Origin of the sequence: Nostoc sp. C110, from assembly GCF_043099725.1 — a bacterium.
GTDB lineage: Bacteria > Cyanobacteriota > Cyanobacteriia > Cyanobacteriales > Nostocaceae > Nostoc > Nostoc muscorum_A.
This window is the reverse complement of sequence record NZ_CP171148.1, coordinates 4,079,382-4,095,053: the sequence shown is the minus strand read 5'-3', so window position 1 is coordinate 4,095,053 and position 15,672 is coordinate 4,079,382. Positions and strand designations below refer to the sequence as shown.

General features: G+C 43.7%; 10 protein-coding genes and 1 pseudogene. 7 read left to right on the top strand and 4 right to left on the bottom strand.

Features of this window, described 5'->3' with window-relative positions:
* The first annotated feature begins 76 nt into the window (after positions 1 to 76).
* Together ACFFRD_RS22960 and ACFFRD_RS22955 are read left to right on the top strand one after the other, a co-directional pair.
* The gene (locus ACFFRD_RS22960; protein WP_114082453.1) at positions 77 to 1,681 is read left to right on the top strand and encodes a serine/threonine-protein kinase; all 1,605 of its coding nucleotides are present in this window, start codon (positions 77 to 79) and stop codon (positions 1,679 to 1,681) included.
* Between the two features lie 587 nt (positions 1,682 to 2,268).
* Positions 2,269 to 2,991 carry an FHA domain-containing protein gene (locus tag ACFFRD_RS22955; protein WP_392477640.1) on the top strand — a complete coding sequence of 241 codons (723 nt, stop codon included), beginning with the start codon at positions 2,269 to 2,271 and terminating at the stop codon, positions 2,989 to 2,991.
* Between the two features lie 219 nt (positions 2,992 to 3,210).
* Here the strand turns inward: ACFFRD_RS22955 and recA are convergent, their stop codons facing one another.
* Complete coding sequence (gene recA / locus ACFFRD_RS22950; RefSeq protein WP_179074924.1) at positions 3,211 to 4,290, bottom strand: recombinase RecA; 1,080 nt, start codon at positions 4,288 to 4,290, stop codon at positions 3,211 to 3,213.
* A 366-nt stretch (positions 4,291 to 4,656) separates the two neighbouring features.
* On the opposite strand from recA, the gene ACFFRD_RS22945 reads away from it, so the two are divergent.
* A complete protein-coding gene (locus ACFFRD_RS22945; protein WP_392477638.1) occupies positions 4,657 to 5,250 on the top strand; it encodes a restriction endonuclease in 594 nt (197 codons plus the stop codon).
* Between the two features lie 17 nt (positions 5,251 to 5,267).
* Here the strand turns inward: ACFFRD_RS22945 and ACFFRD_RS22940 are convergent, their stop codons facing one another.
* Both ACFFRD_RS22940 and ACFFRD_RS22935 read right to left on the bottom strand, forming a co-directional pair.
* Entirely contained in the window at positions 5,268 to 6,254 is a 987-nt protein-coding gene (locus tag ACFFRD_RS22940; RefSeq protein ID WP_392477637.1) for a DNA-methyltransferase, read from the bottom strand.
* Between the two features lie 50 nt (positions 6,255 to 6,304).
* Complete coding sequence (locus ACFFRD_RS22935; RefSeq protein ID WP_392477634.1) at positions 6,305 to 6,547, bottom strand: helix-turn-helix domain-containing protein; 243 nt, start codon at positions 6,545 to 6,547, stop codon at positions 6,305 to 6,307.
* A gap of 148 nt (positions 6,548 to 6,695) precedes the next feature.
* On the opposite strand from ACFFRD_RS22935, the pseudogene xseA reads away from it, so the two are divergent.
* The 4 genes and pseudogenes from xseA to ACFFRD_RS22915 all read left to right on the top strand — a co-directional run bounded on the left by xseA (position 6,696) and on the right by ACFFRD_RS22915 (position 11,120).
* Positions 6,696 to 7,981, top strand: a pseudogene (gene xseA / locus ACFFRD_RS22930) (exodeoxyribonuclease VII large subunit).
* A complete protein-coding gene (gene xseB, locus ACFFRD_RS22925) occupies positions 7,974 to 8,207 on the top strand; it encodes an exodeoxyribonuclease VII small subunit (protein WP_392477632.1) in 234 nt (77 codons plus the stop codon). The pseudogene xseA and the gene xseB overlap by 8 nt, the downstream one beginning before the upstream one ends.
* Positions 8,208 to 8,391: 184 nt before the next feature.
* Positions 8,392 to 10,650, top strand: coding sequence for an ATP-binding protein (locus ACFFRD_RS22920; RefSeq protein WP_392483147.1), 2,259 nt, complete (start codon positions 8,392 to 8,394; stop codon positions 10,648 to 10,650).
* A complete protein-coding gene (locus tag ACFFRD_RS22915) occupies positions 10,647 to 11,120 on the top strand; it encodes a response regulator (protein WP_185581430.1) in 474 nt (157 codons plus the stop codon). Before ACFFRD_RS22920 ends, ACFFRD_RS22915 begins: the two co-directional genes overlap by 4 nt.
* Before the next feature lie 152 nt (positions 11,121 to 11,272).
* On the opposite strand, the gene ACFFRD_RS22910 is transcribed toward ACFFRD_RS22915, so the two are convergent.
* The gene (locus ACFFRD_RS22910) at positions 11,273 to 15,538 is read right to left on the bottom strand and encodes an ATP-binding protein (protein ID WP_392477630.1); all 4,266 of its coding nucleotides are present in this window, start codon (positions 15,536 to 15,538) and stop codon (positions 11,273 to 11,275) included.
* Between the last annotated feature and the right edge of the window lie 134 nt (positions 15,539 to 15,672).

Sequence of the window (15,672 nt, the reverse complement as noted above, 5' to 3'; positions counted from 1 at the left end):
GAATTGATTAATGTCTAAATAATTGAAAGAGAGTGTAACGCTCCCCGTGATTATTCGTGCAGCGAGTTGACAGAGCATGAGCTACTGCTTAAATCCTATCTGTCCCAATCCAGAAAATTTGGTAAATAGCCAAAGTTGTCAGTCTTGTGGCTCGCAACTACTGTTGCGCGATCGCTATCAGGTGATCAAACCATTAGGTCAAGGTGGCTTTGGAGCAACCTTCTTAGCCAACGATCAAGGCTTACCAGGAGAACCGAGTTGCGTAATCAAACAATTACGCCCATCAGGAAGCGCCCCACACGTTTTACAGATGGCCAGAGAACTCTTTGAACGAGAAGCCAAAACTCTAGGTAAGATTGGCAATCATCCCCAAGTACCAAGGTTGCTAGACTATTTTGAAGATCATGAACAATTCTACTTAGTTCAAGAATATATCAGTGGTGATACATTGCAGGAGGAGGTCAAACTTAACGGCATCTTGACCGAAACTGGAGTCAAGCAATTCTTAAGCGAGATTCTACCACTCCTCCAATACATTCACGAGCAAAAGGTGATCCATCGTGATATCAAGCCAGCCAACTTAATTCGTCGCACTCAAGATGCCAGGATGGTACTTATCGATTTTGGTGCCGTCAAAAACCAAGTCACTCAAGGCGCGATCAGTCAATCAGGGCAAACAGCATTAACTGCTTATGCGATTGGTACTCCTGGTTTTGCACCTCCAGAGCAAATGGCTATGCGTCCAGTCTATGCCAGTGATATTTATGCTCTGGGGGTGACATGTATTTATTTACTGACTAGCAAAACTCCTAAAGATTTAGATTACAATCCCAACACTGGCGAGATGATGTGGGAGCAACTTGTGCAAGTGAGCGATCACTTGAGCAATGTATTACGAAAGATGTTAGAAGTTTCTGTACGTAATCGCTATCAGTCAGCCGCAGAAGTTCTTAGAGCATTGGAAATAGAACCATACTTAGAAAGTTTAGCAAAGGGTTTACTGATTAAATCAGATACTGGTTCTAAAGAGCGAACACACAACTATCTGGAAAATTCTGCTGTTTTATGTAACAACTCTTCTGTTGCTGCCACCAGTGCAGGAGTGGCACAGGTAGCGGCAGCAATTCGTGCAAGACGAGCTAAGGCAGCAGAAGCTGCTGGATCACACCAGGGTTCTGGGATGGGCAAATCAACTACTTTAGCTAACAGCAACAGTAATGGTTTGCAAGTTCAAAATTCTAAAGTTGAGCGTAAGTTAGATACCCAAAGTTTGTTAACCGCCTATCAAAAGGGAAGACGAGATTTTGCTCTTCACAATTTAAGTTTGTTGAACCTGCAAGGTGCTGACTTATCAGGAACAAATTTCCATTCCACTCAATTCCAAAAAACTAATCTCCAGGGAGCTAATCTTCACAATAGTGACTTTGGCAGAGCCAGCCTTAGTAAAGCAAATCTCAAGGATGCTAATTTGACCAAAGCATACTTTAACCATGCTGATTTAGAAGGGGCAGACCTGCGAGGTGCAGACCTCAGTAATGCTTATCTCAGCAATGCTAACCTGCGAGGAGCTAATCTATGTGGTGCTAATCTCACTAGTGCCAAAATTTCTGATGAGCAGCTAGCACTAGCAAAAACAAATTGGATGACCATCCGCCCCAATGGTAAACGAGGCTTATTGTAAGTTGAAAGTTGAGATTTTGGAGCCAGAGCAAGCCACTGGCTTCCAGACTATTTGCCTACTTTTTAATGAGGTTTAAAGAGGAGCAAGTCTTAGTTGAAACTATATTGTTTCACAAGGCTTCGATTTTCTTATTGGCATGATAAATCAACTCTTATTTTTCTTGATAAAACTTAGATTTATTCAGAGCGCGTATTGGTTTATTATGAACAGCTCAGAATTTTTATAGTTGCTTTGCTCGATAGCCATCACTCTTACAAATATTAAGAAATATCCCATTATCTAGCAAAAATACGGTGATGATTGGCAATTCTTAATCAAATCTTTATAATAATCATCTGTTACAAATAACAAATGATTATTTACAATAAACAATAAAGCATCACAATAGTTTTTCCTTAGTATTTATATGCTCTTTATTGCTATAAACGACAGGGGTTCTGGTAAGTAAAAGCTGTAAAATCTAACGCTCTTAAGCCACTCAAGTTTTCAGATGGCAGTAGAAAGTGAAAAATTAATTAATTATCCCTGATTGTAGGCTGAAGCAGAATAGTCACAACCGAAATCAGGCAATACAAGGTTTATATATCATGGCTGACTTTGCACAAACAGAAATAGAACGGCGATTAACTTTATATCAAGTATTCCTTAAATTGTATGAACACCACAGCAGCCTTTTAGATGAAATTCTTCAGCTAGAAAACCTATCTCAACCGTCGTTGAAAAAGATGAAGGTACGTTACGTACATGGTGTAGTGGATACGTCTACTGTTTATTTGATGACTAACTTGTGTGACAATCAGACCCAAAGTTTACGACAGCCACAGCAGATATGGACAATAGGTCGTAATCAGAACAGTGGTATTTGCATTGCTGATAACTATATGTCTCGTCGCCACGCGGCTATTCAATATATTGACGATCAAGGCTTCTACTTCATAGACTTCAACAGTACCAATGGCTCATTTGTGAATGGCGATCGCGCTTTAGAGCCGATCAAGCTTGAAGATGGCGATCGCATCCGTCTAGGCAATATGACTTTTGATTTTTTTGTGAATTATACGTGCCGTGTTTTGCCAACTGTAGCAATGGAGTTATTGATGCAGCTTGTGCATCGTAAAAATGACAATCAAGTAGAAATACTTTCTTTTCCGCGTGATAAACAAAAATATATACCTGATAAAGTAGATGAGAATTTAGAGATTTTCCGAAATTCCCGACTATTTGAGAAGCTTGAACATTATTATGACAACTTCAGTTCAGAACAGAAATCAGAAATTTTAGACCGCTTTTTTAGCAGACAAATACCATAAAATCCCAGTTAAAAAATTGAAAATTGCCATAATTTTCAATTTGGTGAAATATATATAATTCGTAGGGGCACAACAATGTTAATTGTTGTGCCCCTACTTTTACCTGATTAGAACTAGAAATGTCTAACGAATAACTGATCAATCCTTTACAAAAAGTGGGTTAGCTATTTTTGTAACCCACTACATATTCAAAATTGCAGATTAATAAATCCACATTCCTTATTCTTCTGGTTCTAAATCGACATCTTCCTCTTCATCTTCTTCACTGGCTTTAGCTACAGAGTTAGCAGAAACAACAGCACCTTTATCTAGCTTTTCACGTACCAGTTTCTTAATTTCTTCAGCGAATTCAGGCTTTTCTTCTAGATACTTAATGGCGTTGTCTCGTCCTTGGGAGATATTATCGCCGTTGTAACTATACCAAGCCCCCTTGCGGACGATAATGGAAGTTTCTTCTGCCAAGTCTACAATACAACCCAAGGTAGAAATCCCTTTACCAAAAATAATATCGAATTCTGCTATTCTGAACGGCGGCGCTACTTTATTTTTGGCGACTTTGACTTTAACGCGATTACCAAATTCATCTGTACCTTTCTTCAAGGTTTGAATTCGACGAATATCCAAGCGCACCGAAGCGTAAAATTTCAATGCATTACCTCCAGTCGTGGTTTCTGGGCTACCGTAGGTAACACCGATTTTTTGCCGCAACTGGTTAATGAAAATTACTGTACAACCAGATTTACCAATGTTGCCCGTAATTTTACGCAGGGCTTGGCTCATCAACCGCGCTTGCAAACCAACGTGAATATCACCCATATCGCCTTCAATTTCAGCACGGGGAACCAGTGCTGCTACTGAGTCAATGACTACAATATCAACCGCAGCAGAGCGTACAAGCTGATCGACAATTTCCAAAGCTGATTCGCCAGTGTCAGGTTGGGAAATCAGCAAATTGTCAATATCTACACCCAATGCCGCAGCATAAGTAGGATCAAGGGCGTGTTCAGCATCAACGAAGGCAGCAATACCGCCATTTCTTTGCACTTCGGCGAGCGCGTGTAGCGCTACTGTAGTCTTACCGGAACTTTCCGGCCCATAAATTTCTATGACCCGCCCCTTGGGTAAACCACCACCCAATGCTAAATCTAGGGTAAGCGCCCCACTAGAAATTGTTTCCACCCGCATCCGGGTAGCGTCGCCCAGGCGCATGATTGCCCCTTTACCAAAGCTGCGCTCAATCTGGTTTAGCACCATAGTCAGTGCTTTTTGCTTGCCGGAAGTATCGGTGTTGATAGCCATTTCTGCCTCTAATGCCTCTAATCTAAATATATGGTTTTAAGGAGTGTTGGTTTCGGAGCTTGAGTAGAACAGATATACTATTTTAACCAGAAAATTCTGGAATAGGACTTCTCAAATCAAAAAAGGGTGTGACAAGATCGTAACTCGATCGCTACCAGATTAGGGTAGTTTTGCACAATGATACCAACTTGCATTCAGAGATAGCTTTTTTTAGCTGAGTAAGCAAGGGTTTTCAAAGAAAAAATTATCAAACAACACAGGCAATGGTATTCAGCATATCATCGATACGACAGGAGCATCATCGGGTAAATGGAAGATGTAGATGGCTTCTAGGGTGGTGGGAACAAAGTCAAGTGAGAGTTAGTGATGAAGATTGTTCAAGAAGTTTCTTTAATTAGTGTTGGAAGTTTTGAAGAATCAAGCGATTGGTGTACCATTCGCACTGAAATTCGTGATGCGATCTCTCTAATTGTCTATCCTCCCGGTACATCCAGCTTTACAATCAATCCAACAAGGCATGGTAATGGTGTCAAGCCAATTAAAGAAGCTTGCATGATTGCATTGAGAGATCGGTTTGGATGGAGTCTTGAAACTCGAATTAAATATGCAACTAAATCACCAGGAAAGGTTGATGCAACAAAGGTCATTGACAATTATCTTTTCGCTCTTGAGTGGGAAACTGGTAATATTTCCTCAAGCCATCGAGCAGTCAATAAAATGATTCTCGGATTACTACGTGGTATTTTTCTAGGTGCTGCTTTGGTACTCCCTAGCAGAAAACTTTACCCTTACCTAACGGATCGAATTGGGAACTACGAAGAGTTAGAGCCATACTTTGATGTTTGGCGGGCAGTTCAAATCCAAGAGGGTTTTCTTGCAATATTTGTAATTGAACACGATCGCTTAGATAGCAATGTACCAACACTTACTAAAGGTACTGATGGTCGCGCCTTGGTCTAAAGTTTCCTGCATACATTCTATGTAGAATAAGGAATTGGAAGTTGTAACGCATTTGGGTTGCTTTGTTTTAATTTCTTGCTTCCTCTTGCCGATTCCCATTGTTCTATGATGCCATTAGCCAGATTAGTTAATCGTTCTAGCGCTGGATGTGTATCCCCTATTTCTGAGCCAATCCAGTAACGTTGTAGTTTTTCTGCTGCGTAAAATGTAGTGCCAGAGCCTCCAAATGGATCAACCACAATTTGACCCGGATTAGATGCCATTGCAATAATTCGTTCTAGCATAATGGGGGCAAGTTCGTTGGGAACTCGTTTTTTGTGCCGACGATGCCGAACTGGTGGAATGTCAGTCCATATTTCCTCTGTCAATGTCCATAAAACCTCATTAGATTCGGTTTCAGAAGCATCTTCCCAAACGTCTTCTGGCGCATCCCAAACATCCATTAAGTTGATACCTTTCTCATTAAGTTTTTTGCGATGCCCACCATAGTCACGAATTTCTCCACCGCAATGTCGACAAACTTGAATGGGTGTGTAGACTTTGTTGAAGACTGCTGGTTCTCCTTTGGTGTAGTAAATTAGTCCGTAGTGAGCAGGAGACATCTTCTTACCTCTTGGAAAAGATTTTGGCATTCTACAAGCAATCCAATGCCGAAAACACATTCCTTGCCTATTGAGGTATGCACTATACTCTATGCACCATTTGGGTAAGTTGAATACAAATAGACTTCCACCTGGTTTAAGGACTCGAATGCTCTCACTAAGCCACTGTTGCGACCATATTAAATATTTATCTGCCTCCATTTGATCGCTTACACCTTCACCATATTCTTTACCAAGGTTAAAAGGTGGGTCAGCAAATATCAGATCCACAGACTCATTAGGCAATTCTGAGAGGAGTTTAACACAATCTCCCTGATAGAGAATTCCATACTCACTTTTATAAATCTGTTGCAATCCTTGTTGAGTTGCAACATCAGTCGCAATCAGTTGAAAAGGGAGCATTGATTTTACCTTTAGTACTTTATTGTAGCTTGAGTTTACAAATTCTATTGTCAATTGTCAATAGAGTTTTTCTGAGAGGTTGTACTACGGGGTTGATAGGGTTTTCCAGTAGGCTGATTCTTATATCTCTCTACTTCAGCAACTTCTATGTAATAATAACGCCCTAGTTTGCAGGCTATAATCTGACCATTCTTAATTAAGTCGTGTACTCGCTGACGGGTTATACCAAGTAAATTGGCAGTTTGAGCTACAGAGACTAATTCAGAACTTTTGTTAGAAGCAGAGTCTGTCATACATGTTTTCTTGAGCAAGATTTACATTTTAGTCGGTAAGCGCAATGATGAGGATGTCTACAAAAGATTGAAGCGTTTACTCAGTTAAGCTTTGGTTTTCATTAAAATGCTAGAATCTCTCCAGCACAAATGCTTTCAGGCATCTTTGATGACTTTCGACCTTCCCAACTCTCTGATTCTTGAGACAGCGCTTTCAGTATCTGGATTAACTGACTATATTCGCTTGCTATTAGAGCAAGATGAACAATTGCGGCAAGTTTGGGTAACTGGCGAAGTTTCTAGTGCTAACCACCATCGCAGCGGTTTATTTTTTACGCTGCAAGATCCCGATCGCACCGCCGGCATTAAATGTGTGGTATGGAATAGCCAATTGCCAAAACTTGCCCAAATGCCAGTTGCTGGTGAGCAAATAATTATTTTGGGTAGTATTCGCCTATATCCACAACGGGGAGAGTATCAGTTATCAGTTTGGCAGACTTTACCTGCTGGTGTTGGTTTACAGGCGTTGCGCTATCAACAACTAAAAAATCGCTTGCTGGCTGAGGGATTGTTCGACGCGCAAAGAAAGCGATCGCTCCCCATCCACCCTCAAACGATCGCTGTTGTCACTTCCCCAACGGCTGCTGCTTGGGGTGATATTCAAAAAACCCTCAAGCAAAGGTATCCAGGTTTACACGTTTTATTTTCTCCGGCAACAGTACAAGGCGATCAAGCGCCTGAATCTATCGTCAAAGCAATTGAGCGGGTGGAAAGAGATGGCCGCGCCGAAGTGCTAATTTTATCGCGTGGTGGTGGCGCGGTGGAAGAGTTGGCTTGCTTTAATGATGAACGAGTGGTGCGATCGCTGGCTAGTTGCTCTATTCCGGTAATTACTGGTATTGGGCATCAACGAGATGAATCTTTGGCGGATTTAGTTGCAGATGTCTGTGTGCATACACCAACTGCGGCGGCAGAAATGGTTGTACCAGCACTTTCAGAGTTGTATACTGAACATCGGCAGCGAGTTGTGGCTTTATATGAGGCGGTGCATGACTCTGGGGAAAATGCTGAAAATAAACTGCAAGGATTACGGAATCGTTTGCGACGTTTGCGGTTAGATCGGCAAGTGCAGCAGGAGGTAGAAAAGCTGACTTGGAAGCGTCAGCATTTGGTGCAAATTACGATGGGGCGATCGCAGCAAGCAAGCCAGCATTTAGAATTATTACGGCAAAAGTTGGCAACTCTTGACCCGAAAGCAGTGTTGCAGCGTGGTTATGCGGTGGTGAGAAGGGAAGATGGCGCGATCGCTCGTTCGGCGGCGGAGTTGGCTGTGGGAGAAGATTTGTTGATTCAGTTGGGGCAGGGTGGGGTTAGAGTGAAGGTTGTAGAAGTAAACGAACCATAGAAGTAAACGAACCGCAGAGGCGCAGAGGACACGGAGAGATTAATGGTTAAACGTAAAAGTGCTTCTAGTTCTGATTCGATGGAAGGTTGGAATTATGAGGCGAAGGTTGCTGAAATAGAGGGAATTATTACTCGCATTGAGGCGGGTGAGTTAGAATTGGAAGCGGTGTTTGACCAATTTGCAAGTGCTGTTGAGTATTTGCGTCAGTGTGAAAGTTTTTTGCAGCAGCGACAGCAGCAGGTGGATTTGTTGATTGAAACATTAAGCCAAGAGTAGAAGCCAGACTTTTTAGTGTAAGTTATTTAGTAAGTTAAATATAATTAAAAAGCTAAACTGGTTAAAAATAAATAATTTTTAGTATAAATACTTTTTAGTAAATCTCCGTTTTCACTCATATTTAAATCTTCCCAATATCCAATACCCAATTCAGAGTTCTAACCAGGAGTTTGAGAAGTTGAGAATAACTGATGAGACGATTGATTTAACGAACTGCGATCGCGAACCGATCCACATTCCAAATCTGATCCAGCCTCACGGAGTTTTACTGGTTTTGCAAGCTCCCACCCTGGAAATCATTCAGGTAAGTAGCAATAGCCAGGAAGTTGTTGCCCGTCAACCAGAAGAATTGCTGGGCAAGCCTCTGTCATACTTATTCAATGTCAAGCAGATTAAGCTGATTCAACAATGTCTGGCGGAAGATTTCGAGAGCATCAATCCCCTCAATTTGTCTATTAAGCGCCTAAACAAATCAATCTATTTTGATGGTATTGTACATCGTTTAGATAATATCATTATTCTGGAATTGGAGCCGAAACAAGCGAAGGGACAAATAAGCTTTTTTAACTTCTATCAACAGGTAAGAGGAACAATAACCCGAATTCAAAAAGCACCCACATTACTGGGAATGTGCCAGATTGTGGTGACAGAAGTCCGGCGAATCACTGGCTTTGAACGCGTCATGGTCTATAAATTTGATCAAGAAGGGGCAGGCAGCGTCATCGCTGAAGACACCAATCAGGAAACACCCTATCTGGACTTGCACTATCCACCCTCTGACATTCCCAAGCAAGCCCGACAGCTATACACTCTTAACTGGCTGCGGCTAATTCCAGATGCCAGTTACCAGCCTGTCGCCTTAATTCCAGCGAACAATCCTTTGACAAATCAACCCCTCGATCTGAGTCTATCGGTGTTGCGGAGTGTTTCTCCGATTCATCTAGAGTATCTGCAAAATATGGGCGTTACTGCCTCTATGTCTATTTCTCTGATGCACGAAAAAAAGCTTTGGGGATTGATTGCCTGTCATCATTCTTCGCCCAAATATATTTCTTACAATATTCGCACTGTGTGCGAGTTCATTGGACAGGTGATGTCTGTGGAACTGGCAAACAAAGAAGCGAGTGAAGACATTGATTACAAAAGCCAATTGAAATCATTGCAAACTCAATTTGTTGAAGAGTTATCTCAGGCTGAGTATTTCCTGGATGGTATGGTGCAACTAAAATCTCAATTACTTAATCTGGTCACTGCCACGGGAGCAGCGATATGCAGTGGCGACCAGTGTATTCGAGTGGGTAAAACGCCCTCTGAGGAAGAGGTTCATGCCTTACTCGATTGGATTAAACCGCACTTTTACCATAACTTGTTTGAGACGCGATCGCTCACGAAAAATTATCCTGCCGCCGAGTCATATCAAGCGATCGCCAGTGGAGTGTTAGCCCTGGAAATTTCTAGAGTTCATCACAATTACATTCTCTGGTTTCGTCCAGAAGTAATTCAAAGCGTGAGTTGGGGCGGCAACCCCAACAAACCTGTAGAAGTTTTCTCAGATGGCAGTTTACGAATGTCTCCTCGCAAATCTTTTGCATTGTGGCAAGAAACGGTGCAAGGGTGTGCCCTACCTTGGAAACCTTGCGAAGTTGAAGCGGTTACTGAACTGCGAAGCCTGGTTGTGGGTGTTGTGTTGCGCCAGGCAGACAAACTGGCATCGATGAATTTTGAATTACAACGGAGTAACGAAGAACTCGATTCCTTTGCCTATGTTGCCTCTCATGACCTGAAGGAACCTCTGCGGGGCATTCACAACTATGCCAACTTCTTAATGGAAGACTATGCAGACGTACTGGATGACGATGGAATTGCCAAACTCCAAACTCTGGTGCGCCTGACGCAGCGAATGGAAGACCTGATCAACTCACTCCTCCATTTCTCCCGCTTGGGACGCGCCGAACTGATTCGGCAACCAGTGAATCTGAATGACGTAGTGCAACAGGTAATCGGCACTTTGACCATTGCCCGACCCCAAAGCGAAGTCGAGTTTCGCATTCCTCAACCCCTAAAAAGCGTTCAATGCGATCGCGCTCAGATTAATGAACTCTTCAGCAACCTAATCAGCAACGCCATTAAGTACAATGATAAACCGCAAAAGTGGGTTGAAATTGGTTGCGTTGAAGGAAATGGCGAAAGCAAAATTTCTCCCACTTCTCTGACTTTCTACGTTCGTGATAACGGCATTGGCATTCCAGAAGAACATCTTGACAAAATCTTTCAAATCTTCCGCCGCTTACATGGGCGGGACGACTTTGGAGGTGGGACTGGCGTAGGGTTAACCATTGCCCGCAAAATTGTGGAACGGCACGGTGGTAGAATTTGGGTGGAATCTATCCCAACTCTTGGCAGCACATTTTACTTTACCCTGTCGGCGGAGGCAAATAGATGACTCGCATTTCAGTCTCCCCAATCCAGCAAACGCCCCTACTTTTAATTGTGGAGGATAGCAACGAAGACTTTGAGGCACTGCAAAGATTTCTAGGGCGATCTTCCGTTGCGATCGCCATCCAACGGTGTGTAAATGGGGAACAAGCCTTAGCATTTCTTTATCGCACTGGCAGGTATATTGAGCGCGAAAGTGCGCCCCGTCCCGGCTTGATTGTCCTTGATTTGAACCTGCCCGGAACCGATGGACGAGAAGTGTTGCGCCGGATTAAACAGGATGACAGCTTAAAAATGATTCCGGTGGTGGTGTTTACTACCTCTAACAATCCCAAAGATATTGAAGTATGTTATCAATATGGTGTCAACAGCTATATTGTTAAGCCAATCAATTTTGCTCAACTGAAACGAGATATTCAGATGCTAGTGGAATATTGGTTTGAAGTGACAACGCTGCCTGATTTCCTAGAGGATTAGTCATAAGGCAAAAATTTTGGGTTTTTGAGACGCGATAAATCGCCGTCTCTACAAGTCTTTTAGTCTTATCTGAACTGTAGTGTCTTTCCCCCTGTCCCCTTGTCCCCTTGTCCCCTTGTCCCCTTGCCCCCTTCCCGTTGTTTGTTAAGAACTCAGCCATTCCTACCAATCAGAGTTGCAATTGCCTTGACTAACTCATCTGGTTCAACGGGTTTAGACAGATGCCTTTGAAATCCTGATGCGATCGCTTGTTGCTGATTTATTTCTCCAGCATAAGCAGTTAAAGCGATCGCGGGAATCTGTTTAGCTTGCTTTAGCTGCAATGCTCTAATTTGGCGCATTAGCATATAGCCATCTGTCTCTGGCATTCCAATATCACTGAGCAAAATATCTGGTTCTGACTCTGCCAATGCTTGCAGTGCTTCTTTTGCTGATGCTACAGCAATTACATTTGCCCCAGCCTGTTCTAGGACAAATGTATGAAACTCACGGGTATCATCGTCATCGTCTACAACTAATATTTGAATGCCTGTAAGAATTTCAGTTGTAGAAGAAGCATTTAAAGGATCAATGTTTATCTGTTGTTTTGAGGTTAACTCTTTTTTGATCAGGGGTAACCTAACTCTAAAAATAGCTCCTTGCCCTTCCCCTAAACTTTCTGCCCAAATCCTGCCACCATGTAATTCTATCAAATGACGGACAATTGCTAATCCTAACCCCAAACCACCAAACCTTCGGGTTGTTGTGCCATCAGCCTGACGAAAATATTCAAATACATAAGGGAGAAATTCAGGGCTGATCCCTTTACCTGTGTCGCTGACGGTAATCTGAGCTTGAGAATCAATGCGTTCCAGTTGAATATTAATTTTTCCTTCTTCAGGAGTGAATTTGACGGCATTCGATAACAGATTCCAGATTACTTGTTGCAAGCGATCGGAATCACCTAAAACTTGCCCCAAAGAAGCATCTAGCATTGTCTGAATTTGAATATCTTTAGCCTCTGCTGCCAAACGCACTGTCTCCAATCCCGCCTCAATCACCAGTACTAGGTTGACGGGAAACATCTTCAGATTGAGCTTGCCTTGTAATATCCGAGAGACATCAAGCAAATCTTCAATGAGTTGAGCTTGTAATTTAGCATTTCGCTCGATGGTTGCAATCGCTTTTTTGATCTCTGCTGGCTGAAATTCACGGGTTTGTAAGAGTCTTGCCCAACCAAGAATGGGATTGAGAGGCGATCGCAATTCATGGGAAAGCACCGCCAAAAACTCATCTTTAATCCGGTTGGCTGTTTCGGCTTCAGTTCTAGCACCTTGCTCAAGTTCCAGGAGGCGATCGCGTTCGGCTTCTGCTGTCTTGCGTTCTGTAATGTCAATCACTGAGCCAATGTAACCTTTAAATTGACCATCCACCCCAAACCAAGGATTAGCAGCATCGATTGTCCAGCGATACTCGCCGTCTTTGCGGTACAAGCGGTACTCCATGCGGAAAGCCTCACACCGCTTGCTAGCTTCCAGGAAAATATTCCTAGCCTCATTGTAATCTTCTGGATGTACGGCGTTCAACCAGCCAAATCCTAGACTCGTTTCTTCCGTTTGACCGGTAAAGTCATACCAGCTTTTGCTCAGATAGGTGCAATAGTTATTGGTATCTGTTACCCAAACCATGAAGGGGGCATTGTCAGCCATGTTGCGGAACTGTTCTTCGCTTTCACGAAGTGCTTTCTCTGCTTGTTTGCGATCGCTGATATCTGTAACAAAGATGCTTACTCCGTCACCAAAGGGGTAGACGCGATTCTCAAACCAGCGTTGCCAAGCAGGATAGAAGTATTCAAACTGAACAACCGTCTGTTCTGCCATCGCCCAATGAACCTGGGTATAAAACTCGCTTTTGGCCATATCTGGAAACAGTTCCCAAATCATCCGATCTAGCAACTCTTCCTTTTGGATGCCCACAACTTCTGCGACGCGATCGTTGACAAAGGTGTAATTCCACTCCCGATCCAACACAAAAAATTGGTCTTGGATGCCAGCAAGGACAGTTTCTAAGTGTGCTTTTGCCACCTCAGCTTCAATGCGTAGCCCTTGCTCTCGTTGCATTGCCTCCTCACGGAGACGAGCCATTTTTAGGGCTGCCTCCACCCGTGCTAACAATTCCCGAGCCGAGAACGGTTTAATTAAGTAATCATCGGCTCCCGCTTCTAAACCTTCCACCCGTGCCTCTTCCCCCGCCCGCGCTGACAGCAGAATGATGGGAACTTTTTTCGTTTGCGGATTGGCCCGTAATTCTTGCAGCAGTCCAAAGCCATCTAATCCAGGCATCATTACGTCCGTCAATACCAAATCTGGGACACGCCCACGGGCAGAATCCAAAGCCGCTAAACCGTCCGCCACTGATTCCACCTCATACTGCTGACTTAACAGCCGCTTGACATAATCGCGCATGTCTGCGTTATCATCAGCCAGCAGAATTCTGGCAGAGGTGCAGAGGGGCAGAGGGGCAGGAGAAGAACTTATATATGTGTAGTCGCCTTCTTGAATAATTTCTTCTCCCCCTGCTTCTCTTCTTTCCCTGCTTCCCCTGCTCTCTTCGGGTAGCCAACGCAGAGCTTCTTCTAGATAAGGGGTTGCACCTAATGCAGTTGAAGCTAAGGTTCGAGGGGCGCTAATCCGGGCTGGAGGCAAATGAGCATATCCCGTTGGAATTGATATAGTAAAGCAACTACCTGCTCCTAAAACACTGGTTACTTTGACTTTTCCACCATGCATTTGCACCAATTCTTGCACCAGTGATAATCCAATTCCTGACCCTTCAAAAGTTCGTCCTTGCGCCCCTTTGACGCGGTGGAATCGTTCAAAAAGATGGGGTATTTCTTCTGCTGGGATACCGATTCCTGTATCTTTGACTGCAAAGTCAATATGGTCGTTTGCCCACTGCAAGCTTACCGCGATTTTTCCAGTCATCGTGAACTTGAAGGCATTCGAGAGCAGGTTAAGAACAATCTTTTCCCACATTTCCCGATCTACATACACCGGTGCTGGAAGGGAAGGACAATTGACTGATAATTCCATCCCTGCGCGTTCTACTGCTGAACGAAATACACTAGCTAGTTCTGCGGTGAAAGTGGCCAAATCGGTGGGTTCATAAGAAGCTTGAACCCGTCCGGCTTCGATGCGCGAGAAATCTAGCAGACTGTTAACTAGTTTTAGCAGGCGGAGTCCATTCCGTTGCACCATTTCTAACTGCTCTCGTTCGTTGGCTGGCAGTAGGCTGGCACAATTAGCTAAGGTTTCCTCTAATGGCCCCAACATCAGGGTCAGAGGGGTACGAAACTCGTGGCTGACGTTGCTGAAAAACACAGTTTTAGCACGATCAATTTCTGCCAAGGCTTCGGCGCGTTTGCGTTCTTCCTCGTAAGCTTGGGCGTTGGCGATGCTGGCTGCAATTTGAGCCGCAACTAAATCGATGAATCTTCTATAGTTATCGTCGAATAACCTGAAGGGATTCAATCCAGCAATTAATATACCAGCTTTTCCCGTCTTACCGGATGCTGCAATTGGTACTGCGATCGCTTGATGGGGCGATCGCTCCCAAACACCACAGGGTAAGCTACTAAAAGACACTTCCAAATTAGAAATTAGTTTTGCCTGATGCGTTTCGATCACTTCCGCAAACGGCCAAACACAATCAGAATCGAGATCGACTGTTTCAGGGGCTGCTAGATGATTCTGCTCGATGCGGCACGTTCCAGCCAGAAAAACTTGCTGCTGATTTGGATCAACCAGATAAATCATTGCAAAAGGCAAATCGTAAGGGTTGCTTTCCAGACAATTTGCACTTAGTGTACAGGCTTGATCGAATGTCCGCGCGTCTGCCGTCCTAGCCGCTAGTTCGCGCAAAAGTGCTAACTGACGTTCACCAATAATGCGCTGGGTGTCGTCTGTATTGGCACAGATTATTCCACCTGTGTCGCCTTGGTCATTAGGAACTGGGCTGTATGAAAAAGTATAATAGGTTTCTTCTGGATAGCCGTTGCGCTCCATAATTAGCAGCAGCGCTTCGTCATAAGTGCCCTCGTTCTTCAACATCGCTGATTCTGCTCGCGGGCTAACCTGATCCCATATTTCCCGCCACACGCAGGAAGCTGGCTGCCCAAGTGCTTCTGGATGTTTGCCGCCAATAATAGCCTTATAAGGGTCATTATAAAGGTTTATGAGTTCTTCGCCCCACCAAACAAACATAGGTTGGCGGCAAGTCAGCATAATTCGCACGGCAGTCTTTAAACTCTGTGGCCACTGCTGTGTTGGGCCAAGGGAGCTTTTTGACCAGTCCCATTCTCGCATCCTAGCACCCATTTCACCCCCGCCGATAAGGAAATTTACGTCGGCGTTGCTTGCTGACGTTGACTCGTTCTTCATTAATTCCTCTCGGTTGGTCATGCGTCGGTTACAGGCTATATCTGTGGTCGTCTTTTTGCCAAAATCCCCTCTAAATTAGACCTTGATGCTCCTAAATAGTCATTTTAGAGGATATTCAAAGGTATATACAATTA

Bases quoted from the DNA above. Each gene is read 5' to 3' on its own strand.
- ACFFRD_RS22960 (WP_114082453.1), top strand. From the start codon at position 77: ATGAGCTACTGCTTAAATCCTATCTGTCCCAATCCAGAAAATTTGGTA.
- ACFFRD_RS22955 (WP_392477640.1), top strand. From the start codon at position 2,269: ATGGCTGACTTTGCACAAACAGAAATAGAACGGCGATTAACTTTATAT.
- recA (WP_179074924.1), bottom strand. From the start codon at position 4,290: ATGGCTATCAACACCGATACTTCCGGCAAGCAAAAAGCACTGACTATG.
- ACFFRD_RS22945 (WP_392477638.1), top strand. From the start codon at position 4,657: ATGAAGATTGTTCAAGAAGTTTCTTTAATTAGTGTTGGAAGTTTTGAA.
- ACFFRD_RS22940 (WP_392477637.1), bottom strand. From the start codon at position 6,254: ATGCTCCCTTTTCAACTGATTGCGACTGATGTTGCAACTCAACAAGGA.
- ACFFRD_RS22935 (WP_392477634.1), bottom strand. From the start codon at position 6,547: ATGACAGACTCTGCTTCTAACAAAAGTTCTGAATTAGTCTCTGTAGCT.
- xseB (WP_392477632.1), top strand. From the start codon at position 7,974: ATGGTTAAACGTAAAAGTGCTTCTAGTTCTGATTCGATGGAAGGTTGG.
- ACFFRD_RS22915 (WP_185581430.1), top strand. From the start codon at position 10,647: ATGACTCGCATTTCAGTCTCCCCAATCCAGCAAACGCCCCTACTTTTA.
- ACFFRD_RS22910 (WP_392477630.1), bottom strand. From the start codon at position 15,538: ATGAAGAACGAGTCAACGTCAGCAAGCAACGCCGACGTAAATTTCCTT.